This window comes from Variovorax sp. TLI9-5A (assembly GCF_056867935.1).
The window spans coordinates 5,181,189-5,202,091 of sequence record NZ_CP200310.1; the positions used below are offsets into that span (position 1 = coordinate 5,181,189).

The following is a 20,903-nucleotide window of genomic DNA, read 5'->3' on the forward strand; positions in this document are numbered from 1 at the left end:
ACCGACCTCTGACCCTCCATTCAACAGTGGGGCAGTCCGAAGATCATGGCAACCGGGGAACAAATACCCCGAAAGTCTCAAATTCCGCCCTATGTTCCCCGGTCTGTTCCCCGCTTTTGGCTTCGCTGCCAATGGACCTTGTCGGATTTCATCGGACCACCAATAGGCGATCTCCCAATGAAAAAGGGCGTTCACCGGACTTCAGTGAACGCCCTCGGACGTTATGTTGGTGGGCTGGGGTCTATTGAAAGTTCAGATCTATTCGTTATGAATCCTAGATAGTAGACTCCCTCAGAGGGAATTTATACCCCCGTTTGTACCCCCACTTCCGGATCGATGCACATGCATCAAGAATTTCAGCCAGTGGCTCACCCAGAAAAAGAGCGACGAAATAACTGGCCAATCTGAAGCTTGGTGTGACCGACGGCTGTGCAGCGGATGCCGACATTCGACGGACTCGCGCGAATAGGTACTATCGGCCAGAACCAGACATTCAAAAGCAAGGCTCAGAAATCATGGATTCCGATGGTGCTATCCGGGACGCGGTCGAGCTTGGCGAGCGACATGGCCTTGCGTCGTTGGCCGGTGTTCAGAAGCTGGTGTTCGCAATCTCTGAGGCGGAGGTCTACTGTGACAAGGATGGCATCGACGGGTTGATTCATCGCTACGGAAGACCTGCCATGGGCACATTTGCCGAAGCCTTCGAAGCAGTCGGCGCGACCGAAATCGCGAGTGCCCTACTTGCCTTGACGAAAAATGGACCGATACCTGAGGCCCTGCTTGCGCGTGCGAACACGCTTATCACCGAGCGCCGGGGGTACGCCTACGAAAATCTCCAGGCCCTCGTCAGCCGTTCGGCCTGAGGTGCTCACCGGCCAATTGCGGCCAAGAGCAGCCCTTCAAACCCCAATCAGCACGCGTCCATAACCAGACCTTCCAGATGACGATGTCACCGCATGACCAGCTCCGACTGCGTAGGGAATATCTCCACGAGGTTTGGATCGATGAAGAAGGCCTTGAGACTTGTATCGCGCTCGGACCTGCCGGCGATGCAGCTAGACGCCTGCTCGGAAAGAGCACGTGTGTATGGGTGTTCTGGGCGAGATGTCACCTCGACGCGATGAACGTCTACTACGGATTTCTTGGCAGAGGAACGTACGAGAGCGACGAACCATGGGATCGAGAGGACTATCCGTCGGCGTGGTATGTCGAACAGCAAGCGCATCTCGCCACAATCTGCATGCTGCCAAGTGGCAAAGCCGACTAGCGATGTCGCGGCGAATTGTGCCGGGTGGCGCGCCGATATAGGTGTGGCAGGATCCGGCCACAACCAGACCTTCGCCATGACGCCAGAAAATTGCCCATTACCTTCGACAGTGGACTACGTCAAAGTCGGGCGTGAGTCGCACGAACTAGAGCTTCGCCACGGGCGGGATGCACACAGGTATGCACTGCGCCTGTTTGAGCGAGCCAGGGACGCGGGCGATGCCGAGGCAGCCGCTTTCTGGCATGAAGTCCATATGGCGCTGGTGCCGAGGGCATAGGGGACGCTTGCAAGACACGCTCTCGGGCCCTTCCGGACGGCAGTGCGACCAACTACAGTCGGCCAAGAGCGGAAGTCCGCCACAATCCTTCGGCGTGTTCTGCGGTACCGATTCGAAGCGTGTGGGCACTACCGTCTAGCCCAGCAAAGATCAGCAGATATTCAAGGGAAGTAGCGTGCTCGCCATGAAGACCAAGATTCCAAGCTCATTCCTTGCGTTGATTTCTCTGTTGGTTCTAGCTACTCTGGTTCGCGGGGCATTGGGCTCCATCGGAGCAGCCCTTCTCATCGCTTTGGTTGTGGTGGGAACGGCCTTCGCGGCACTTTCGAAGTCAAGAAAGTTCATGAATGGCTTCGCTATCGGCCTCGGAATCTACGGTGCAGCGTTCTTCCTTCAAGCACTACTCCTTCCCAGCTACGTGGGATCGAAGACTGTCGATGCAGTTTGGGGGGCAATTGTTGTTGTTGTCAGCGTCCTGCTGTTCCTGAGCAAGGGCTTGGACCGCTACTACGCGATACAAAATGCCGCCCCGAAGAACTCAGTTGAGCTGACAACTGGTGATTCCTAGAATTCGGCAGTTGACGGCCAACTTCGGACATTCAACGGCGGCGCCTAGTTTCGAGCTTTGAGGACGCGGCCAAGGCCAAAGGAGTCAGAATGCTGACGCCAACAGATCGGAGGACGGCACTTGCGACAAGACATCACTCTGAATATCCCGTACGACCTGTCCAAGCAAGAGTGGTTGAAGGTTTCGGCTGTATATGAGTCGTTGGATGGTTGGCTAGGCGATAAGGATGGGCCAGCTTGGTACGGTCAGGAGGGCGATGCACGATACATCTGGGCCTCAGTCGAACCCAGCGGTATCCAGTTCTGCGGCGAAGTCGAGACGCCCATTTGGATAGCTTGGCTCACGGTACTGTGCGCCAGGATGAGCCTGGCTCTCGGGCGTGAAGTTCGCGACGCCAGTGCTTGATCGAGGCATGACTCGTAGCGCAGCCTCCGGCCAGAAGCGTCCGGTCGGGCTCGCTGTCAAATTCATCCCATAGCGGTCATTCAGGGAAGCAAACTTCATGAACGCAATAACGCCGTGGCCTTTTGGAGACGCACCGAACGTCATGTGCTTCACCGTACGCTCCATCATCAGTGCAGCGAAACCGCTGCTCATGGTGCACCACGACGCAGAAGACGGGACTTGGTCATTTCTAACCGGGGAACCGATCGATATGTCCGAAGCGATGCTTGTTTCGCTGAAAAGCATGGTGGAGCGCGACGAGACTCTGCGAGAACTGGCTGATTTACCTCTGGGGTGGACTGCAGTGCGTCTGGCCACCGAGGCAAGTTGGATGCGAGCACCAGATGAACCTTCCGCTGATACGCAAGAAGGCTGAAGTCGGCCAAGAGCGGACGTTGAGCTGCATCCTCCAACCTTCCCGCAAACATGAACCCACGCATGCTTAGAACTCTCGCGTTTATCGCGGCCGCACTTTTTGTGGTCTCGTCAGTTTCAAGCGCTCAAACTCCGAATGCCGATGTGTCATTTTATGTTCGCGTCGCTGATGTGGAGGCGGCTAGTTTTTTGACCTCGGTGGCGGTACGCCGTGAAAGCAATCTTGTAGTTGGTCCTGCGCTGCACGGCATACGATTGAACATCGACCGTAGCTACTCATCGACGAACGAGCTTTTTGAAGACATTGCAAAGCGAGTCGACGGCGTGGTCGTGCAGCGCGGTGAAGTCACCGTGGTTAAAGGCAAATGCATTGCAGGCGGCGGTGGAAGCATCGAAAAGGATCTAGGAGCTCAGAAGGTTTCGCTGAACTTCCAGCACATCGAAGTACCCACTCTCCTCGCTGTGTTGCGCGACTTTCTTTCTAATAACTTCAAGGGGGACTCGAAAGTAGCCCGCGCCCCAACAGCCAATCTTGGAGTCGCCGTCAGAGATGTGCCCATCGCATCGCTTTTGGATGCCATTGCAATGGCCAGCGGTTCTGACCTGATCCGAGGTTCGAGTGGCGATATTGCAGTGAATGCGCGTCAACCAGCGGGAGACTGTTTGCCGCGGGCTTCACAGTTCGCAGCACGATCCAACGTACAGTCCTTTGCCCCTCGTTTAGAGAACGCTCAACCGGCTGGCGCTCCCTTGCGGCGAGTTGAGAAACTTGAGGGATACGCTCTGCAGTCCCTCGTGGCGAGGGGGTTCATGGACAGCCCGAGCGGCCGCACAGGCTTTGTGGAATCACCTGATGATCTCTTATTCACCGTGCTGAAGGGAAACTACGTAGGGCGCCAATTTGGGCGAATCGATCGCATTTCGGACGAAGGAATTGCACTGCGTGAGATCGTTCAAGACGATCACGGGGTGTGGCGGGAAAGCCAGAACTCGCTGGCATTCGTGCCGGTGAAGAGCACGGCCGAGCGGTGATCGTCGGAAGCATCCAACGCCCGCTCTATGGAAGTCTCAATGTCTCAATTGGGCCCGAAGCAGAAGTAGCCGTTTAGCGAAAGCCGACTTTCAGCTTGGGCGGGCTGAAAACGACCGAATCGACACCGACCTTGACTAAGGCCGTCGGGCGGTCACTCCGATTCCCCTCCAGTACGACCTATTGACTCAAGGATGTTGACGGTCTGCTGAAGTGCGCTCCACTCGGTTGGAAGCTCCGCAAACCACGAGAAGCTGCAAGAAAAAAATACCGAGGAAACCTCTAATTCAAACTTGGTGGCATGGATGTAGCCGTGCATTTCCTCGACAGCGGGACCTATCCTTGTCGCGCGAATCGAAGCCAAGATGGAAGCTGCAACATCTTCCGACAGCTGCCGACGAGGTTCAGCCCAGATTGCCGGGTCAGCCCTGTCCTCCACCCACCCCATGGGGTATGTGGTTCTTCTTCGATAGGTAGCGGACTTACATCCCGATTCGTCGAAAGAAATTTCGACGCGCACAGCAAACCCCTGCTCGTTGAGATGCTCGTCTGCGGGCGTAGTGGTCAGTTCGACGATGCAGATATTCATAGGCTCCCAGACGGGACGCAATACTTGGTCGATTCGTACGTCGGCTTCTGGCCGAATGTAGCTGGACAGGTCGCCTGTGCAAAGGGCCCGAAGGAGTCGGTCGACGGCTCCGGAAGGAGTCATTGAACGGGTGCACTCCAGATGCCCAGGCGGTCTCTCAAATGTCGGCAATGCGCGCGCTGCGAAAGCTGCCGCCCGAGCGGACGACTAGGTCAGCCAATAGCCCATTTCAACCATGTTCGCCTGTTCGCATGACGGGCAGACCAGTACAACTGGCACGGCTTGGACCATCGTTCCTGAGCTGCGGCACACCATGCAGCACATCGCTGAAACTTCCGCGGGCGCCGGTTCGTTCGCCTCAAGCCAAGGAAGCAGAGCATCCCCATGCTGGGGCTGAGCGTAATACTCGATCCTGTCGGGCTGTGACAGACCAAAGAATGGGTTTGGCGCCTGACCTGTGGTCTCTCGGTGCGCGCAAATATCGAGTAGTTCGAGTTCCTCCACGAGCCTCGAAGCGCCGTCGGGAGTAAGGGATTCGAGCAGTGTGAACGGCGCGGTTCTTGCGATTGCTAGCGCGTCGGGTAGTGTCGGCCTTGGCTTGTGGAACTTCTGAATGCGAACCACGACTCTATTCAACGCACTTGGGTCGAAAGAGTCAATAACGACCTTCTGAATGTCGAAGTGTTCGGGTCCGCTATCACGTATGCCATGCTTGATTAGATGTTGTGTGCCACATGCTCCACATGGCACAAGCGTCGCCCCAATGAACCCCTTACGTGGCTCGATGAAATATCCGCCAATCGATACCCGCAAGTCGCAATGAGGACACTTTAGGTCAGTTGGCATTTTGATGAGGGTTGTCTAGATCTGCTGTTGGCCGTCTGCGGTCTAGCCTGGACCGGCCCGAAAGAAATGCGGCGCGATTTCGACCTCGAACAATTTGCCGAACTCCACGATCTTTTTCTTCTTCAGAAAGCCCTCCGAAGTGATTCGGTATGGCAGATAGACGAAGCGCGAGAACCCTTCTGCCTCCAGATGCACACGTAGTCCGTCGGGGAACATTGGTGAATACTCGGCCGGAATGTTGACGTTCGCTGCCAGCGCCGCCGCAGACAGTTCCCTGGCGGCTGCGCCGGCAGCGAAGCTGCTGCCAAGTAGCGCATATATCTCCTGCGGATTTGGCCGCTCTTCTCCGTTATGGCCACCGACGGCACCGAGCGTTCCGTCCTTCGCGAGCGTCGCGCCGAACGGATAGAAGTCCCCGGCGTCCTCCAGCATGGTTCGAGCGAAGCCGGTGCAGTAAGTGACCAGTGCGCCTAGTTGTTCGGGAGATACTGTCATGCCCACTCCATCTCATTCGGGGTTGAATTCTGCACGAGGCTGCACTCACCGGCGTGTGCACGCCGCGAGCGTCCGCTATCAAGCGAATTTCGCGTCGGAGTTGACCGGCCGGTTCTGGCCGACTGTTGTCCTTTATGCCGAAGGCTCGAAAGGACCGAATCCCGAGGTGACCTCCCCTGCCCGAAGCGTACGCATCCACGTATCAAACATGTCTTCGCCAACGCCTCGCGCAAAAAATGTGACGCTCGAGAACGCTCGGGAGATCTCCCGAAGCATCTCGACCAAGGCTTCCGCCTCTATTCGGTTATACCCTTGATGCTCCAGGCCCTCGCCTGCAGCAGAAGCGCGCAAATCATCCAGTACATCCCGTCCCCATTCGTTCCGGGTGACGAAATCCACAGCCGCACTGGAGACCATCTCAGGCGTGATGGTCCCTAGCGTGTAGTCGGCGTCGTCCCACTCGAGTTCAAGGCGGGTGTAGTAGCTCATCTGTTTCGGTGCAGTACTTGTGCTGTATCGCCGATGACAACAGCGGGTTCTAGATGTCGGCTCCTGGCCGAATTTTGCCGGACATGCCGAATGGCTGTTGTTGCCTGTGATACCGCTCCGAACCTAGCGAAGCTTTGCCCCTGCGATCCTGGCTCGGCTTTCGTCGGACAGCATCGGCGCGATATTCATCAGTGCGTGCCACTCGCCCTCACCGAAATTCTCGACGCTCTCGGATGGTGACATGTTCATCTCACGGCACGCCTGTAGAGCTATCAGGCCAATCACCAGAAAAGCGGCGGTCATCGCGCGGCCCGCATCGCTGTTGGCCTCATATAGGGTCGACCGGAAGGGCAAGTTCGCCTCGCCATCGATGTATTCGCAAAGCAGACGAGGGTCAACGTCGCGCCCCTTCACCCATTCCCAAGAGAGTTTTAACCCCTGCACCAAAAGCACTCTGTCTTCGCCTGTCAGGTCGCTAGCGTCAAGGAGACGGTCTGCGATCAAAAGTCCAAGAGCCAGATTTTTTGGAAGGGTGAAATCGCAATCCATGGATTAATTCTTCTACGAACCAAGATTGAACGTCGGCTCTGGGGCGCATTGTCCCAACATGTCGAATAGCCGCTTGTGGCCGACTAGAGCCGCTCGATGGAGCGGGCCAGCACTTCGGCAGGGAACGCCGAAAAATGGCCGCACCCTCCGAGCGTTTCGTCGGGACCGAGCAAGGTGCCGAGCACCGTGACCCGTTTGCCATGCCATCGGCGAAGCTGCGCCTCGTTGAATTGCAAAGCACCTGAGCCAACGCTCAGCCACACGCTTGATGCCTCCAGCGGACCTTCATCTTGCGCGTTGCGACGCTCTGCCTTGGGGAAGTGGTCCAAAGCCGTTCCTTCGAACTCGAAGCGCAGGATGCCCTCCAAGGCGACGTCCTGACCTGCCAGGGTCGCTAGTTCATCAAGTGCGGCGTTGACGGAAAGCGCAGGTTTCATCGAATTCAGAGGCTTGGGTCGAATGTCTGGTTTTGGCCGCATTTTGCCGTAGACGCGCCGCCGTCAGTGGGCCCACAACAGATACTCCACCCGCTCTTAAGCGGGCTTACTGCTGACGGTCCTCTCATCTATATCGGCAAGGATGTCCTTCGCCAACTCCGCTATTTCCTGATTGGGGCCGGCGGTGTACCCGAACAGTCGCGGGCGCTGCGCGATGACCATACGCCGCAGTTCTTGAAAAGTTGCCGTCTCATCTGGTCGGTCGAAGTGAACGCAGCGCCAGACAAGCTCGAGGATTTCAGTCGTCAGTTCTTCATCGGCTTGAGGCAAGACGTCGAGAACAAACGGGAGCGCATAAATCGCTACTGACGGAGGGCCGATACCACTCGAAACCAAATCGCACCAGAGTTCGCGGCTTGCGGCGAGTGCGGCGGCCGAATCCGTACTTGCGAGGCGTTCCAGTACTTCCCCCATCTTGTCCGCTGGGCCGAGGCAGGTCTTGAAATCGCTCCAAGGAATCGCATCCAGTCGCGCCCGAAGCGAGGTTTGTGTGGGTTGGGTCATGGTTCAATCTCCACATCTCTCTAGCAGGTAAGCCAGAGATAGAGATAGCTTCAAAGTAACTGGCAAAAGGCCAAATGACTGGTTCTGGCCGAGTACAGCCTACCAGTACAAGGCCAGAACTGTGGCTTCCCCGATGAATCTTCCTTCCCAAATTCGCAACTCTTGACCCTCGGCGATGCGGGTCCTCACAAGATCCGGACTGAGGAATTTCACGGGCACGACACGCGAGTCTCCCGACCGCAGCGGCTCCATTTCGGAAAGGTCAAACCTTCCGTCAAAGAAATCACCATCGATGCTCAGCGGGCAGCCCCACGAGTCGGAGGAAGTCGGCCCCGCTCGGCCGCCTGCGTCCGAAGGGAACAACCGTAGCTCGACGAGGGCTTCAGGAGCCCAAAGCGCCATCACATTCCTTTCAAAGTGCGATCACTAGTCAAAGCGAATGACCGGAGCGAAGCAGGTTCAGCACATCTGGCGAACGTCTGCTGCTGAGCCGGATTCTGTCGATGCTCAGATCCTGCTTGATCTGCTCAGCGGATCGAACTCAGGTACGCATCCATCGCGCCCCCCCACAGGTGCTGCACGGCATAGGTGCCGTGTCCGTCCACCCCCTTGGGTGGCATGAGGACGTCGAAGGTCCCTTTTCCGCCGGCTGCCTTGAACACTTGGAAGTTCGTCCTGCTGCGCGAGATCGGGTAGTACGGGTCATCCTCGCCATACAGCCATAGCATTTGTCCTGGAAAGGCCGCTGCGCGCGTGAACAGCTCGCCGTTCACCTTGGCCGCGTCGGGGCATGCCGCGCCCAGCCAGCCGCCCACGAAGTTGATGACGCCCTTCATTTCTTTCGGATGCAGACCCGCGTAGGCGGCCGAGAGAATACCGCCGCGCGAAACACCGCCGATCACGATGTGTTTCGCGTCCACGTCGGCGCGCTTGAGCACGTGTGCCATCGCCACTTCGAGGTCGACGAGCGCGTGCTCCGCGCCGGGCAGCGAGAGCGAGGCATTGCAGGAATAGCGTGAGCGATCGGTCTCAAAGCCTTCGTCGTACAGACCGTCGGAGCGACCGCGCCCGCGGCGCTGCGGATAGATGACCTGCCAGCCGCGCGCGACGAAGAATGCGCTCAGCTCGGGGCTGACCCATGTCAGTTTGAACCACTCGGGGCGATTGCCCGTGCCGGTCGATCCGTGGTTCATGACGAGCGTGGGGAACGGCCCCTTGCCCTCGGGTCGGTGGATGACCATTTCGAGGTGCACGAGCTTGCCGTTCTCGATAAAGGGCGTGTCCAGCCATTCGACGTGCCGCGTGTAGGCGGGTGGGTGCCGCGACAACACGCCCGCGGACACGAATTGGTTCTGCGACCGCCAGAGGCCCAATTCCATGTCGCCGTCTTTGCGTAGGCGCAGAACTAGGCTGGCGCCGGTCTTCAGCGGAACATGGAGTTCGCCGTTCTCGAAACGGCCACGCGCCTCGTCGCTCACCGTCTGCTGCTGACTCGCGCCTACGTAGGTCACGGTCGCGCCGGCATCGGAGAGATCACGGATCGCGATCTTAATGTCGCAGCCCGCCGCGCGGCATGCCCATCCGTTCCAGATTCCCCCCCAAGCCGCCAAGTTGGCCGGCGCGGCTGGGCTTCCCTCAAGTGCAGCCACCTGTGGCGGCAACACGGCCGGCACGGGGCTTTCGGAAATCGCCCTCGGAAGATCGCCTATGTAGCTAGGCCATGCAGTCTGCGCTGAGGAGGCCACCCAGGCGCTGCACAGGAACGCACCAATCCAGATTTTCTTCAAGAGAACTCCCTTCTTTTTGTCAGCCGTTCTTATTAGCCAATATCGAGCATCGACGGAAACGACTTTGCATGAATGAGCGGTCTCGTGAGTATCAGCTCAAGATATCTCTACGGGCTGTCTCGCTTATCTATGGCGTTCAGCAAGCATCGATGACGCATGATGAGCAATGACCGGGTCACCCGATTGCTTGAGCTGCTGCAACTCGGACAACAGGCTGGCTGGGATGGCTACACGGAGTGGTCGTTCTAACATTCTGGCTTTTACGAAAGTGCATGTTTGGGCGACGCGATGAACGGCCGGTTCTGGCCGGTTTCTGTCCTAGCCATCGCTGGCCTTGCTGCGAAGCGCTCGGCCAACCAGCACCAACAGCATGCCGAGTCCAATCAACAATGCTTCCGTGAACCAACTGTGATCGGTCGAGACCACGCGGTAGTAATGATGTGTACCGCCAAACAGATCGACGGGCAGAAAATCGCCAAGCGGCAACAACAGGAGAATGCCTAGGACAATGAAGGCGTATCCCGTTCTCACAAGCCAGGTTAGACGTGTCTGCTTCATGTTCATGTTCATGGTCTTGGAGATCTGCTTCTGGTCGAATGTAGCTGGCTAGGTCATCGGCGCAGACGGCCCGAAACAGTCGTCGAAAGAGGAGCACCACAGCGGAATTTTCTGGCACGACGAGGTTGCCTGGTCGATCAACTGGTCGAATGAGTCAGCGCGGTCACGAGTTGACCGTCTCGAAGTATGGCCCACCCCAGCGAATAGCACCATCGCGGTCCGATCTTTTCGCGCCAGTTGAACTTCCATAGCTCATCACCCACGTGCATGCCGTCTACAAGGCGCTGGAACTGCCGTCGTAGCTGCTTTCCAGATCCCGCCAATGCGGCACCATAGGCAACAGGATCGTCTATGCGGGCAGTCAGACTGCGCAGAAGACGCTGCGTCCCTAGTTCTTCATCCATATAGCATCGCTTTCGTCGATTGCATCTGGCCGGACTTCGCAGGGGCGGCTAAAGACCGATCCTGGCCGTCTGCAGGCGATCAAGGCGTTTTGGGCAAGTATCCCTGCATAGTGGCGTTGAAGACGGCGCTTGCTGCTTGTCGGTCGGGCTTGGTCACCATCAAAGCGCTCTGAATTTTTCGTGGCGTGACGTGGCCGACGTACAGGAACATCGCTTCTCCCTGGACCTCGGCGACGTAGGACGTCTCCAGTGAGTTGCCTGCCGAATGCATTTGAACGGTCCGACGTAGTGTCTCAACCCGACCGGGATACTGCTTCTCATGAGCGGCGATTCGAGCATCCAAGTTGTTCGCCGCGACAGCCTCGGCCTTGTCATGGGAGATCACCAGAAACTGCACGCTGACGATGAGTGACGCGTCCAGTTCCTCGGAATGAAAGGCGACTGCAGCGGGGTCAGGGTTCTCATACTGCCTCCAATGATCCGCCAGTTGGAGCATGAACTCGTTATACGGATAGCGGTGAATCTGGCTCATGGTTTTTGTGTGAATGTGGCCACCGGGCGGACGCGCATGCCGGCTATGGGAAACAAAACTGGAAGGCCGTGGTGTACTTCCGCTTTTGGCCGGCTGTAGCCTTAGGGAGGCCGGCGCCAACGGGCCCCAAGCTGCTGTGCGGATTTCTCCGAAGCGGTCGTGCCAGATGCTATCTAACCACAAGGCTCCAGCTAGGCTATGAAACGCCGAGGCAGTCAACCCCCACATAGACTGCGCCAGGTAAAGCGGTGCGCGGCGCGAAGTCATCCCATTTGTTGAATCGGCGCTCTGGATGCATTGGGGTAGAGGAATAGAGCGTCGCATACTTTGGAACTCGTTCGGCGAGGTATGCGCGGACTTTGTAGCTTCTCGCAAGCGCAGCACTAACCTCCGCATCTGTCTCGCTCTCTTTTACATAGCCAGCAACACCGACCACTGCTGCATATGCCCTTGAACAATGCCGTTCTTCCATGAAGTTTAAAAGCGACTGAATGGCTTCGGCGTTCTCTCCATCAATGGGCACTACTGGAGATGGCAAGAGAAGGACGATGCTCTTCGATACGCCCTGTACATCGGCATGGGTAGGAAGAAAAAAGGTCGTCAAAAGTAGAGCCAACAACCGGTTCATGGCATTGATCGGCAAGATGGGAAGTCATGGAGCTTCATGATGGCTTTGAATGTCTGGTCATGGCCGAATTTTGCCGTAGCGACTTGTGGCCATACTTGGCCGGATCGGGCTTGAGATCACGGCGGTCTTTGAAACAGAAGTGCGCGCTTCACCTGCCGGTCACCGACGGTTGCACGAACAATCTCTACGGCGTTTCGGAGGCGACGGCGATTCCGTTCCTGCTGTTCATCACTCATGTCGCTCCCAATCCAGAAGATGGATCGCCATCCTTCTTCGGAGATCGGAGCGCTGTTTATGACAGACCAGAAAGCAAGATTTAGCGCCTTGTCCTGGCTCATCAGTTCTAGCACCCTTTGCACATTGAGCTCAGTCACATTTCCGAGCACAAATATGTCTACGAAGTAATGCTCTTCCCCGGAAGGAGGATGAGCAACCAGTGCCCTTTCGATTGCAGCCAACTCGGCATCCACTGTTTACTCCCCGTTAAGGTGAACTCCAATCGGCTCAACGACGTCAAAACACTCACCTTTTGAATCTCATCTTCGGCGCGAACGTCTATTGTTGGATGAATTTTGCGCCATGATCGATCGACCGGTCCTGGCCGATTCTGCGCAGTGAACGACACCGGCCGGGCCTTGAATGGGCATCAATGGAGCTCTCCGCCCTCCACCAAATGCGGGAAATTCTGTCCAACGAAGGAAACGACGAAATCGAAGGGCGAGGCCGGCCCCCCCTGTGCTTCGGCGGCTTTGATGTAGCCGAGCCAAAACGCTCGGACCTTGGCAGGAACAGTTGGCTGAAAGCCCATTTGCTCTTCAACCATCTTCCTCCATGTTCCTTCTGACTTCCAGGCCCTCTGCAACATCGGCTCCAGCCTGACAAGAGTCAGTAGCTGATCCTGACCCAACTCGCCTATCAAGTCCATCAGATAGCAGTCGAGAAGACGCAGCAGCGGATTGTTTTGGTATCTATCCATTCGCTCACCTTATCTCAGTGACCGCTTCTGACCGCATTGTGCCGACTCGGCGAACGGCCGGTTCTGGCCGACTGTAGCTGGTCGCAACACCCTCACGAAGGGCACTGAGACGACCCCGTGAACGTCAACAAATGGCCAACTCCTGCGCTTGATCGTGTAGCCGGACGCCGGATCGCTGGCCCTTGCGCACTACGTTCCATAGCCGTACGCCGTTTTGGCGTCTAGAAGCTTGGCGAGGATGGAGGACTTGATGTCGGAGTTCGGATTGATTTCACTCCAGGTTGCCGAAACTGTCGATCCGAAAACGCTGTCGACGAATCTACGCGGGCCGAGAATCATGGTGTACTGACCATTCACGTCGAGCAGAGAATAGTTTAGGCAGGGCGAAAAGAGGAAATGACTGCCGCTGTAGAGTCCAATCTGCCCGCCCCGCACTTTGGAGAAGTCGTCAATTGTGGGGTTGATGGCGCCGAGCAGAGGTGGTTCGAAATCGAGAATCTCCATGGCCGCATCGGGATCACGCACATATTCATAGCCGGTAGGAATCGCGTACAGCTTTTCAACGCGGGCCAGTGTCAGTTGTCTGAAAAATGATTCCAGCACGGAGTCATCCCACTCAGCTACATGCGCACTGTGATAAAGAAGACCAACTACGGCCCCCAACCGCATGACAGTACTCTCATCGAATCGCGCGCCATAGTTGCAATCAAAAAGACGGCGTGCGTTCATCACAAGGGTTGCGACGGAAGGCGACGCTCTGTAGATGTCTGAGTCGCCAGGGATGGTGGAGGGGTGTGCTTTGATCATTTGAGGATGGCCCTCCGGCAATTGAACCTCGGCGGCTTTGAGGCGAACTGGGAGTTGCGGGCGAACGACGGGTTGTGGCCGATTGCTGACGCCCTGGCCCAGCATCCTGATGTTCACCGCCGCGGTCTATCCAGACTACTGAAACCCGCGCACGGGCAGCAATTCCATACCGATACGTTGAAATTAGAGCAGCAATCTACAGCTCGCGGCAACCGAGCTGCGCAATCTTCTGCTCCAACTCGTAAGTCGCCGCTGCCAGAACCTGCTCGGCAACCTCAACTGTTGAAGCTCCGCTGATGGCTTGGACAAACGGGTGCGTACCCAACGCATCAATTGTGCTCAGGGACGCTTCAGCTGGGCGATCGCCGCCATGAGTTGCTTGTCCGTCGTGATCTCCCCAAGCTCTCCCTTCTCATACTGACCGGCACTCACCAGGACGTCCGGGACGATCCCTCGGCCTTGCCACGACATCCCGTTCGGGGAGGACATGCCCCCCATTGTGAGTTTCAATGCAGTATCGAATTCAAGGGGAATGATCGTCTCGATCGAAGCCAGCCCAGAAGTTGGCTGTCCCACCACCATGGCGTTGCGCGACTCCTGAAGCGCTTTGGCCAACGCCTCGGCGCCAGCACCCGTCTTGCCATTGACCAGCACAACCAGGCGCAGCGACTGCAGCGAGGAATGTGCTGGCGCGTCGATCTGTGCTGAGGTGTTGCCCGCGTAGTCCTCCGGCACTGCCCTGTAGATTCGGTTCATGCCAACATTCCGCCCAGACACCTGAACGACCACTGCGCCTGGCTTGACGAACAGTGCGGCGAGGCCCACCGTTGCCGTCAAAAGGCCACCAGGGGAATTGCGCAGATCGAGCACGAGACTGTTCAAGGGGCCACTGTTGTCTGCTTCCAGCTTCGAGACATCGGCAAGCACCTCGCTGCGCGTGCGATCCTGAAACTGGAGCAGCCGAAAATATCCGATGCCAGGCGAGAGCAGCTTTGCCGATGCGACGGTCATCATCTTTACTGGCTCTCGTGCCACCACGAACTTGAGCAGCCCAGTCACACCCGGCCTGCGAACCTGCAAGGTCGTCTTCGTCCCAGCTTCGCCCCGCAATGCCTTGACCGACTGGGCCAGCGAGAGAGAGCTGGTCGACGTACCGTCAATCGACACGATCAGGTCTCCCGCTCTCAGGTTTGCCCTGTCGGCAGGCGCACCCTTGATGGGTGAAACGACTTCGACAAGACCGTCGCCGCCGGCGTGAGTTTTCATTTCGAGGCCGATGCCGGCCAGCTTGTTCGGGGTGTCTCCTCGTAGAACGCTCCATTCGGCCGCATTGAAGTAGTGGGAGGTCGAGTCCAGGCCTGTGAGGGCTGCCTGGAAGCAGCGCTCGATCTTGCTCGCGTGATCCTGGCCGGATTGACTGGACACAGAGGCCTTGCAACTCGCTTCGAGTTCTCCTGCCTTGATCGGCCTGACATAGTTCTCCGAGACGATCCGGGAGAACGATCGCCATGAAGGTGACGCGACCACACGCTCATACGCGTCTTCGTCGCCATTTGCAGGCGCAGCGCTCACAAGGCCTGCCGTCGCCGGAAGGATGGCCACCCCCATCAACAGCGAGGCTCGCCATCTTTTCTGCGAACCAGGATTGCGCGAGACATCCATTGCTTTGACTTTCATCTCTACGTTGAAGGGAGCGCTGCGGCCCGCAGGCCGCTGGGGTTCCGGCGACTTTACGGAGTCTCGCCTTTGGGAGGGCATGGATAAAGCTCACGCATGTGCAGACGAAATGCCTTGTCCATCGACATCGAGCGCTGCTCGGGCGGCAGGCGCAGCAGGAAGGGAACCAGCGTATCGGTGGTCATCTTCACGCCACCGACTGGGCAGCTGTCGAGCGTCTTGCCCGCATTCTTGGCGTTCTCGTAGTCCACCCGATAGGATTCACCGATACGGGTCAAGCCGTGAAGGGCCGAGACATAGTCCGGGTCTTGCTCCGCACGCACGGGCCCGATCTTGCTCAGCACCTCCATGCCGCGCAGGAAATCCGCCACTGTCAGGGTCGCGCTCTTGTCCGGCGCGATGGCCAGGGGCAGGTCCCGCGAAGCGGCAAGAACAGGTGCGGTCGCGAGCACAGCGCCAAGAAACGCCGATCCGATGACGGGCCGAAGCAGGACCCGCCTCACGATTGCGATCCTCGTCAGAACCGCCACCACCGGCGCTGCGCTGCCGCACGCAGATCGAGCGGGCGCAGGTCTAGGATGTCGTAGTTCGTGCTGGGAGCACCGTAGCGCCGACGCATCTCCCTTTCCAGCTCGTGCGCGATACCGCGCGCGTGGAGCTCACCTTGCAGCGCTCTCGTGCGCCATTGATTCGCCTGGGCCTCCAGTTCCTCGTCGGACAACATCTCCTCCATGGTCATGCGAGTGATTGTGCCGTGTTCAGTGCGCCGTTCTCGACAGCAGTGACGACCGTCTCTCGATCGACCCTGGCAGTAGTCCTTGACAGAGAATCCGCTCATGAGCATCAAACATCAATTTGCCGCAGCCATCTTCGCCGCCGCCGTCCTCGCGACCTCGACGGCGGCGAACGCGATCAATCCTGGAGACGAGGTCGTGGTGGGCGTCGGGACGTATGACGATAGCTGCGAATCGTGGATCGCCGCGAGAGCCGCGTCTCAAGGCAACTCGCGCAAGGCCGATCAATATCTGCTCACCAGCTGGGTTCAGGGCTACCTGTCAGGCGCGAACCTGACAAGCATGCTCGTTGACCGGAAGCTGGTGACAGCGTTGCCATCGGTGGCCGGGATCTCTGCCTGGCTGGACAAGGCGTGCCAGAGTGAACCTCACATGCCGATCGTTTTGCTCATGGAAAAATTGCTGGAAGACGTGCGGAGCTCTTCTGTCCGGTGACTTATGCTCCGTGATTCTCATGGCGCACTTCTCGCCTTCGACCGATAGTAATCAAGGCAAGGTTCAAGTTGCGAGAAGTTCGCCGCGGTGATTTCTGCAACGCCTCTTGAAAGCAGATCGAATATGAGCCGCTGCCCACGGGTGCTCGTTTCTTGCACAGCTTTGGTGATCGCTTCTTCTCGAGGGACACCAGCATCAGAGTCTTGCTGCACCGCCCGCTGGATGAACCACATCGCCCCTGGGCCCATCCGATCAATCTGACTTCGTGTTGATTTCCATCCAGAAGTGACCCAGTGGGGGTGCGGATAAAAACTTGGACTGGTTTTACGCCGTAAGTCCAAGACTCTCTCGGTATTCGATGGGACTGAGAGAGCCCAGGGAGATCTTGATCCGCTGTTCGTTGTACCAACGGATGTAGGAGTCCACTGCCTGTATGAACTGCTCGATGGTTGTGGACTGCCAATTGCGAGGATAGAACAGCTCGTTCTTGAGCCGACCGAAGAAGCCTTCGCAAGCTGCGTTGTCAGGTGAGCATGCCTTGCGAGACATCGAGCGGGTGACCACGCCATCCTGCCGCGGGTAGAGCACCAAGGCATCGTCCGCAGCTGCGCTCATGGCGTGTTCCCTTTCGCGAACTACGGTAAGTGCAGGCGCACGACCTCGCCGTCGGTGCGCAGACCATGGCACCCACCCACGGGCGTGCCGCCGGATGCGGCGCCCGGCCCCGTGGCATCCAGCTCGGCCCAGAGCACCTGGAAGGCGGTGGTGGCCATGGCCGGTAGCAGCTCGGTGAGGTGGGTGCAGCCGGCTTCGCCGCGGAACAGGCGCTTGACCGTCTGCGTGAAACCCGCCTCGATACGCAGGCCGATGAGCTGGCGATAGGCGCCTTCGACCGCCGTGCATTCCCGGTAGGGCTGTGCTTCGCTGAAGGCCTGGGCGTCGACGATCCAGCGCTCCCGGTCCAGGGTCAGGCGCACGCGCATCTGGTGGATGGGTTCACCGGGCGCCACCTCGCGGCCGGTGAGCAGCGGCGTCGGCATGGGCCGCGTGTCGATGAGCACGGCTTCGATGTCGATCAGGCCATCCTCGCGCTCGAAGGCCTCGCAGCTGATACGGCGCAGGTGCACCGGACGGCGCGCCGCGTTGGATGAGGAGGAAGAGGTCGGCGGCGGCGCTTCGCGGGACGGCCCCATCCCTTCGCGTTTCATGCGTCGCCGGCCTCGAAGGCCACCCGGCCGGACAGAAGCGTGTCGATCTCCGCCGCCGCATAACCGGCCACTTCAAGCAGAGCACGCGTGTGAGCGCCAGCCCTCGGTGCACACGACGGTAGGGCCGAGGGCGTACGGTCGAAGCGCGGCGCCGGGGCAGGCTGCAGCACGCCGTCCGGCTGCACGAAGGTGCCACGCGCCGCATTGTGCGGATGTGCGGCCGCCTCCTCCAACGACAGCACGGGTGCGAAGCAGGCATCGCTGCCCTCGAACACCGCGCACCAGTCGTCGCGCGTGCGGGTGCGAAACACGGCTGCCAGCTTCTCGCGCAGCGACGTCCATTCGGCGCGCGCCCATTGGCGCTGGAATGCGGGGTCGGAGATTCCACAGAGTTCGAGCAGTTGCCGGTAAAAGGCCGGCTCGATGGCGCCGATGGCCACGTGCCGCATATCGCTGCATTCGTACGTGCCGTAGAAATGGGCCGCGCCGTCCAGAAAGTTGGATTGGCGCGCGTCTTCCCAGAAGCCCTTCGCCTTCATCCCGTAGATGGCCGCCATCAACAGCGCGGCGCCGTCGGTCATCGCGGCATCCACCACCTGGCCCTGGCCACTGGCCTGCACCTGGGCGTGTGCGGCCAGCAGGCCCAGCGCCAGGAGCATGCCGCCCCCGCCATAGTCGCCCACCAGGTTGAGCGGTGGCAACGGCTGCGGCCCGGTGCCGATGGCATGCAGCGCACCGGAAAGCGCCACATAGTTGATGTCGTGCCCGGCCGTCTGCGCCAGCGGGCCGGTCTGGCCCCAGCCGGTCATGCGGCCATAGACCAGCCGCGGGTTGCGCGCATGGCAGGTCGCCGGACCCAGGCCCAGGCGCTCGGCCACGCCGGGTCGGTAGCCCTCGACCAGGACGTCGGCCTGCGCCACCAGGCGCAGCACGGCCTCGACGGCGCGCGGATCCTTCATGTCCAGGGCCAGCGATTCGCGGCCGCGGTCGACCACGCTGTCGTTGCGCATCAACGCATCGAGATCGCTGCGCGCCGGTGTCGGCGGCCGGTCGATGCGGATGACGCGCGCCCCCATGTCCGCCAGCAGCATGCAGGCGAAGGGCCCCGGGCCGATGCCGGCGAGTTCGATGACGGTGAGATGGGCGAGCGGTCCGGGCATGGCCGTCCTTACATCCGCTTGGCGACTTCTTCCAGCATCACCTCGGTGGCGCCGCCGCCGATGGTCAGGATGCGGGCATCGCGCACCATGCGCTCGACCGGCGTGCCGGTGATGTAGCCGGTGCCGCCATGCAGCTGCAGGCAGGTATGGACCACCTCCTGCAGCGTTTCTGCGCCGAAGGCCTTAAGCATGGAGACCTCGCGCACGGTGTCCTTGCCCTGGTCGATCATCAGGGCGCACTGGTAGGTCAGCGCGCGCACGGCCGCCGCCTGCGAGGCTACCCAGGCCAACTTGTTGCGCACCACCTGCTGGTCCCACAGAGGCTTGCCGAAGGCCTGGCGCTGGCGCACGTAGTCGACCGTGAGCTCGATGGCGCGGGCGCAGGTGCCCGAGACCAAAGCACCGACCACTAGGCGCTCGTTCTGGAAGGTGCTCATGATGTAGTAGAAGCCCTTGCCCTCCTCACCCAGCAGTGCATCGGGTGCCAGGGCCAGGTCGTCGAAGAACAGCTCGGCTGTGTCCGACGAGCGCCAGCCGTGCTTGTCGAACTTGCGCGTGACCTTGAGGCCGGGGTTGTCCTTCTCGACGATGAACAGCGAGATGCCGCGGCTGCCCTTCGCCTCGGGGTCTGTGCGCGCGGCGACGATGTAGATGTCGCCGTGCACGCCGTTGGTGATGAAGGTCTTGGAGCCGTTCAGTACCCACCCTTCGGCCGTGCGCACGGCCCGCGTGCGCAGGCCGGCGACGTCGGAGCCGGCCCCCGGCTCAGTCACGCAGATGGCGCCCACCTTGCGGCCGGCACAGGCCTCAGGCAGGTAGCGCTGCTTCTGCGCCGCACTGCCGCGATGCGCAATGTGGCTGATCGACATGTCGCTGTGCACCGTCAGCGCCGTAGCCACACCGCCGAAGCCCGAGCGCGACAGCTCCTCCCCAAGCACAACGGAAGCCAGCGCGCCCATGCCGCCGCCGCCGTACTCCACCGGGTGGCGCATGCCGAGAAAGCCCATCTCTCCCAGCTCCAGAAACACCGAGCGCGGGATCTCGCCGGCCGCCTCCCATCCGTCGGCGAAAGGCACGATGCGCTCCTTGGAAAAGCGCCGCACCTGGTCGCGCACCATGCGCAGGTCCTCGTCCAGAAGGTCGGGCTCAAGGAATTCGAATTCGGTCATGGGTGAAAGATGATGCAGATCAAGAGCAACAGACCCGGACTCATTGATAGTCCGGCTTGTCGGTTTATTTTACTGATGCCGCCAGAGGTGCGCAACACCGCTTGATAAACTCGCGCCGCTCTTTTTCATCTCCGTTCCGCCCCGGGATGAAAGGCGCGCCCGCGGGGGCAGCAACCACACGGAGTGGGGAGCGTGGGGGCCATCCTTCAAGGAACGACATGCCGCGAATTCGCTCGGACGACTACGAAACCAAGGCCCAGGCGATCATGGATTCGGCAGCCGCCATGTTTGCCAAGGAAGGCTATCCGGCGGCCAAGATGCAGGACGTGGCCAAAGCCTGCGGCGCGACCAAGTCGATGCTCTACCACTACTTCCCGACCAAGGATGACCTGCTCTTCGCCATGCTGCAGGAGCACCTGCAGCGCCTGATCAGCGCGCTCGAAGAGGCGGTGGCAAGCCCGGCCGGCGCCCGCGCCAAGCTGCAGATGGTGGTGGAGGCCTACACGCAGAAGTCCGCCCAGTCACGGCGCCGACACATGGTGGCGATGAACGACGTGAAGTTTCTGCCCAAGCCCAAGCAGACGCCGCTGATAGCGCTGCAGCGGCAGCTGACCGAGCTGTTCGCGCAGTTGCTACGCGAGGTCAACAAAGGCCTGCCCGATGAGCTCTACAAGCCTTACGCCATGATGCTGGTGGGCATGCTGAACTGGACCGACTTCTGGTACAAGCCGAGCGGCGCCGTCAAGCCGCAGGAGCTGTGCGAGCGGCTGACGCGGCTCTTCCTGGACGGCTTCGTCGCGGTCAAGAAGTAGGGTCGACTGCAGAACAGCAAAAGGGG

At 59.5% G+C, this 20,903-nt stretch carries 26 protein-coding genes and 1 pseudogene; 6 read left to right on the forward strand and 21 right to left on the reverse strand.

Annotated elements, in window-relative coordinates; all coding sequences use genetic code 11:
• Positions 1-515: 515 nt before the first annotated feature.
• Both AC1VNX_RS24545 and AC1VNX_RS24550 read left to right on the forward strand, forming a co-directional pair.
• The gene (locus tag AC1VNX_RS24545) at positions 516-863 is read left to right on the forward strand and encodes a hypothetical protein (protein ID WP_483156694.1); all 348 of its coding nucleotides are present in this window, start codon (positions 516-518) and stop codon (positions 861-863) included.
• Positions 864-1,728: 865 nt separating this feature from the next.
• A complete protein-coding gene (locus tag AC1VNX_RS24550; RefSeq protein ID WP_483160246.1) occupies positions 1,729-2,112 on the forward strand; it encodes a hypothetical protein in 384 nt (127 codons plus the stop codon).
• 276 nt (positions 2,113-2,388) lie between these two features.
• Here the strand turns inward: AC1VNX_RS24550 and AC1VNX_RS24555 are convergent, their stop codons facing one another.
• A complete protein-coding gene (locus tag AC1VNX_RS24555) occupies positions 2,389-2,709 on the reverse strand; it encodes a hypothetical protein (protein ID WP_483160247.1) in 321 nt (106 codons plus the stop codon).
• Between AC1VNX_RS24555 and AC1VNX_RS24560 the strand changes: the two genes are divergently transcribed.
• Both AC1VNX_RS24560 and AC1VNX_RS24565 read left to right on the forward strand, forming a co-directional pair.
• Positions 2,708-2,932, forward strand: coding sequence for a hypothetical protein (locus AC1VNX_RS24560; protein WP_483160248.1), 225 nt, complete (start codon positions 2,708-2,710; stop codon positions 2,930-2,932). The two genes, AC1VNX_RS24555 and AC1VNX_RS24560, sit on opposite strands and share 2 nt — an antisense overlap.
• Positions 2,933-2,982: 50 nt before the next feature.
• Complete coding sequence (locus tag AC1VNX_RS24565) at positions 2,983-3,963, forward strand: pilus assembly protein PilP (protein ID WP_483160249.1); 981 nt, start codon at positions 2,983-2,985, stop codon at positions 3,961-3,963.
• Positions 3,964-4,115: 152 nt separating this feature from the next.
• Here AC1VNX_RS24565 and AC1VNX_RS24570 read toward each other — a convergent pair whose 3' ends face one another.
• From AC1VNX_RS24570 to AC1VNX_RS24645, 16 genes are all read right to left on the reverse strand, one after another.
• Positions 4,116-4,550, reverse strand: a complete 435-nt coding sequence (locus AC1VNX_RS24570) for a hypothetical protein (RefSeq protein WP_483160250.1) — start codon at positions 4,548-4,550, stop codon at positions 4,116-4,118.
• A gap of 888 nt (positions 4,551-5,438) precedes the next feature.
• Complete coding sequence (locus AC1VNX_RS24575) at positions 5,439-5,891, reverse strand: hypothetical protein (protein WP_483160251.1); 453 nt, start codon at positions 5,889-5,891, stop codon at positions 5,439-5,441.
• 132 nt (positions 5,892-6,023) lie between these two features.
• Complete coding sequence (locus AC1VNX_RS24580; protein WP_483160252.1) at positions 6,024-6,380, reverse strand: hypothetical protein; 357 nt, start codon at positions 6,378-6,380, stop codon at positions 6,024-6,026.
• A gap of 123 nt (positions 6,381-6,503) precedes the next feature.
• Positions 6,504-6,929 carry a hypothetical protein gene (locus tag AC1VNX_RS24585; RefSeq protein WP_483160253.1) on the reverse strand — a complete coding sequence of 142 codons (426 nt, stop codon included), beginning with the start codon at positions 6,927-6,929 and terminating at the stop codon, positions 6,504-6,506.
• A gap of 83 nt (positions 6,930-7,012) precedes the next feature.
• Positions 7,013-7,366, reverse strand: a complete 354-nt coding sequence (locus AC1VNX_RS24590; protein WP_483160254.1) for a hypothetical protein — start codon at positions 7,364-7,366, stop codon at positions 7,013-7,015.
• Between the two features lie 96 nt (positions 7,367-7,462).
• On the reverse strand, positions 7,463-7,930 hold the full coding sequence (locus AC1VNX_RS24595; RefSeq protein ID WP_483160255.1) for a hypothetical protein: 468 nt from the start codon (positions 7,928-7,930) through the stop codon (positions 7,463-7,465).
• 527 nt (positions 7,931-8,457) lie between these two features.
• Positions 8,458-9,717: an alpha/beta hydrolase family protein gene (locus AC1VNX_RS24600; RefSeq protein ID WP_483160256.1), complete on the reverse strand. Its 1,260-nt coding sequence runs from the start codon at positions 9,715-9,717 to the stop codon at positions 8,458-8,460.
• 318 nt (positions 9,718-10,035) lie between these two features.
• On the reverse strand, positions 10,036-10,287 hold the full coding sequence (locus AC1VNX_RS24605) for a hypothetical protein (protein ID WP_483160257.1): 252 nt from the start codon (positions 10,285-10,287) through the stop codon (positions 10,036-10,038).
• A 471-nt stretch (positions 10,288-10,758) separates the two neighbouring features.
• Complete coding sequence (locus AC1VNX_RS24610; protein WP_483160258.1) at positions 10,759-11,211, reverse strand: hypothetical protein; 453 nt, start codon at positions 11,209-11,211, stop codon at positions 10,759-10,761.
• Between the two features lie 196 nt (positions 11,212-11,407).
• Positions 11,408-11,854 (reverse strand): hypothetical protein, encoded by a 447-nt coding sequence (locus AC1VNX_RS24615; RefSeq protein WP_483160259.1) that lies wholly within the window; start codon positions 11,852-11,854, stop codon positions 11,408-11,410.
• A 101-nt stretch (positions 11,855-11,955) separates the two neighbouring features.
• Positions 11,956-12,309 (reverse strand): hypothetical protein, encoded by a 354-nt coding sequence (locus tag AC1VNX_RS24620; protein WP_483160260.1) that lies wholly within the window; start codon positions 12,307-12,309, stop codon positions 11,956-11,958.
• 176 nt (positions 12,310-12,485) lie between these two features.
• The gene (locus tag AC1VNX_RS24625; protein WP_483160261.1) at positions 12,486-12,815 is read right to left on the reverse strand and encodes a hypothetical protein; all 330 of its coding nucleotides are present in this window, start codon (positions 12,813-12,815) and stop codon (positions 12,486-12,488) included.
• A gap of 189 nt (positions 12,816-13,004) precedes the next feature.
• The gene (locus tag AC1VNX_RS24630; protein ID WP_483160262.1) at positions 13,005-13,739 is read right to left on the reverse strand and encodes a hypothetical protein; all 735 of its coding nucleotides are present in this window, start codon (positions 13,737-13,739) and stop codon (positions 13,005-13,007) included.
• A gap of 222 nt (positions 13,740-13,961) precedes the next feature.
• Positions 13,962-15,299, reverse strand: coding sequence for a S41 family peptidase (locus tag AC1VNX_RS24635; protein ID WP_483160263.1), 1,338 nt, complete (start codon positions 15,297-15,299; stop codon positions 13,962-13,964).
• 53 nt (positions 15,300-15,352) lie between these two features.
• A complete protein-coding gene (locus tag AC1VNX_RS24640; RefSeq protein WP_483160264.1) occupies positions 15,353-15,802 on the reverse strand; it encodes a hypothetical protein in 450 nt (149 codons plus the stop codon).
• A 14-nt stretch (positions 15,803-15,816) separates the two neighbouring features.
• Entirely contained in the window at positions 15,817-16,038 is a 222-nt protein-coding gene (locus AC1VNX_RS24645; RefSeq protein ID WP_483160265.1) for a hypothetical protein, read from the reverse strand.
• 97 nt (positions 16,039-16,135) lie between these two features.
• On the opposite strand from AC1VNX_RS24645, the gene AC1VNX_RS24650 reads away from it, so the two are divergent.
• Positions 16,136-16,528, forward strand: coding sequence for a hypothetical protein (locus tag AC1VNX_RS24650; protein ID WP_483160266.1), 393 nt, complete (start codon positions 16,136-16,138; stop codon positions 16,526-16,528).
• Between the two features lie 324 nt (positions 16,529-16,852).
• Here AC1VNX_RS24650 and AC1VNX_RS24655 read toward each other — a convergent pair.
• The 4 genes and pseudogenes from AC1VNX_RS24655 to AC1VNX_RS24670 form a co-directional block, all read right to left on the reverse strand.
• Positions 16,853-17,089: pseudogene (locus tag AC1VNX_RS24655) on the reverse strand (IS3 family transposase); the annotation flags it as partial.
• 74 nt (positions 17,090-17,163) lie between these two features.
• A complete protein-coding gene (locus AC1VNX_RS24660; RefSeq protein ID WP_483160267.1) occupies positions 17,164-17,736 on the reverse strand; it encodes a DUF2889 domain-containing protein in 573 nt (190 codons plus the stop codon).
• Complete coding sequence (locus tag AC1VNX_RS24665) at positions 17,733-18,896, reverse strand: CaiB/BaiF CoA transferase family protein (RefSeq protein WP_483160268.1); 1,164 nt, start codon at positions 18,894-18,896, stop codon at positions 17,733-17,735. Before AC1VNX_RS24665 ends, AC1VNX_RS24660 begins: the two co-directional genes overlap by 4 nt.
• 8 nt (positions 18,897-18,904) lie before the next feature.
• Positions 18,905-20,065: an acyl-CoA dehydrogenase family protein gene (locus AC1VNX_RS24670; protein WP_483160269.1), complete on the reverse strand. Its 1,161-nt coding sequence runs from the start codon at positions 20,063-20,065 to the stop codon at positions 18,905-18,907.
• A 218-nt stretch (positions 20,066-20,283) separates the two neighbouring features.
• Between AC1VNX_RS24670 and AC1VNX_RS24675 the strand changes: the two genes are divergently transcribed.
• The gene (locus tag AC1VNX_RS24675) at positions 20,284-20,877 is read left to right on the forward strand and encodes a TetR/AcrR family transcriptional regulator (protein WP_483160270.1); all 594 of its coding nucleotides are present in this window, start codon (positions 20,284-20,286) and stop codon (positions 20,875-20,877) included.
• The last annotated feature ends 26 nt before the right edge of the window (positions 20,878-20,903 follow it).

Bases quoted from the DNA above. Each gene is read 5' to 3' on its own strand.
- AC1VNX_RS24545 (WP_483156694.1), top strand. From the start codon at position 516: ATGGATTCCGATGGTGCTATCCGGGACGCGGTCGAGCTTGGCGAGCGA.
- AC1VNX_RS24550 (WP_483160246.1), top strand. From the start codon at position 1,729: ATGAAGACCAAGATTCCAAGCTCATTCCTTGCGTTGATTTCTCTGTTG.
- AC1VNX_RS24560 (WP_483160248.1), top strand. From the start codon at position 2,708: ATGGTGCACCACGACGCAGAAGACGGGACTTGGTCATTTCTAACCGGG.
- AC1VNX_RS24555 (WP_483160247.1), bottom strand. From the start codon at position 2,709: ATGAGCAGCGGTTTCGCTGCACTGATGATGGAGCGTACGGTGAAGCAC.
- AC1VNX_RS24565 (WP_483160249.1), top strand. From the start codon at position 2,983: ATGAACCCACGCATGCTTAGAACTCTCGCGTTTATCGCGGCCGCACTT.
- AC1VNX_RS24570 (WP_483160250.1), bottom strand. From the start codon at position 4,550: ATGAATATCTGCATCGTCGAACTGACCACTACGCCCGCAGACGAGCAT.
- AC1VNX_RS24575 (WP_483160251.1), bottom strand. From the start codon at position 5,891: ATGACAGTATCTCCCGAACAACTAGGCGCACTGGTCACTTACTGCACC.
- AC1VNX_RS24580 (WP_483160252.1), bottom strand. From the start codon at position 6,380: ATGAGCTACTACACCCGCCTTGAACTCGAGTGGGACGACGCCGACTAC.
- AC1VNX_RS24585 (WP_483160253.1), bottom strand. From the start codon at position 6,929: ATGGATTGCGATTTCACCCTTCCAAAAAATCTGGCTCTTGGACTTTTG.
- AC1VNX_RS24590 (WP_483160254.1), bottom strand. From the start codon at position 7,366: ATGAAACCTGCGCTTTCCGTCAACGCCGCACTTGATGAACTAGCGACC.
- AC1VNX_RS24595 (WP_483160255.1), bottom strand. From the start codon at position 7,930: ATGACCCAACCCACACAAACCTCGCTTCGGGCGCGACTGGATGCGATT.
- AC1VNX_RS24605 (WP_483160257.1), bottom strand. From the start codon at position 10,287: ATGAACATGAACATGAAGCAGACACGTCTAACCTGGCTTGTGAGAACG.
- AC1VNX_RS24610 (WP_483160258.1), bottom strand. From the start codon at position 11,211: ATGAGCCAGATTCACCGCTATCCGTATAACGAGTTCATGCTCCAACTG.
- AC1VNX_RS24625 (WP_483160261.1), bottom strand. From the start codon at position 12,815: ATGGATAGATACCAAAACAATCCGCTGCTGCGTCTTCTCGACTGCTAT.
- AC1VNX_RS24635 (WP_483160263.1), bottom strand. From the start codon at position 15,299: ATGAAAGTCAAAGCAATGGATGTCTCGCGCAATCCTGGTTCGCAGAAA.
- AC1VNX_RS24645 (WP_483160265.1), bottom strand. From the start codon at position 16,038: ATGACCATGGAGGAGATGTTGTCCGACGAGGAACTGGAGGCCCAGGCG.
- AC1VNX_RS24650 (WP_483160266.1), top strand. From the start codon at position 16,136: ATGAGCATCAAACATCAATTTGCCGCAGCCATCTTCGCCGCCGCCGTC.
- AC1VNX_RS24660 (WP_483160267.1), bottom strand. From the start codon at position 17,736: ATGAAACGCGAAGGGATGGGGCCGTCCCGCGAAGCGCCGCCGCCGACC.
- AC1VNX_RS24665 (WP_483160268.1), bottom strand. From the start codon at position 18,896: ATGCCCGGACCGCTCGCCCATCTCACCGTCATCGAACTCGCCGGCATC.
- AC1VNX_RS24670 (WP_483160269.1), bottom strand. From the start codon at position 20,065: ATGACCGAATTCGAATTCCTTGAGCCCGACCTTCTGGACGAGGACCTG.
- AC1VNX_RS24675 (WP_483160270.1), top strand. From the start codon at position 20,284: ATGCCGCGAATTCGCTCGGACGACTACGAAACCAAGGCCCAGGCGATC.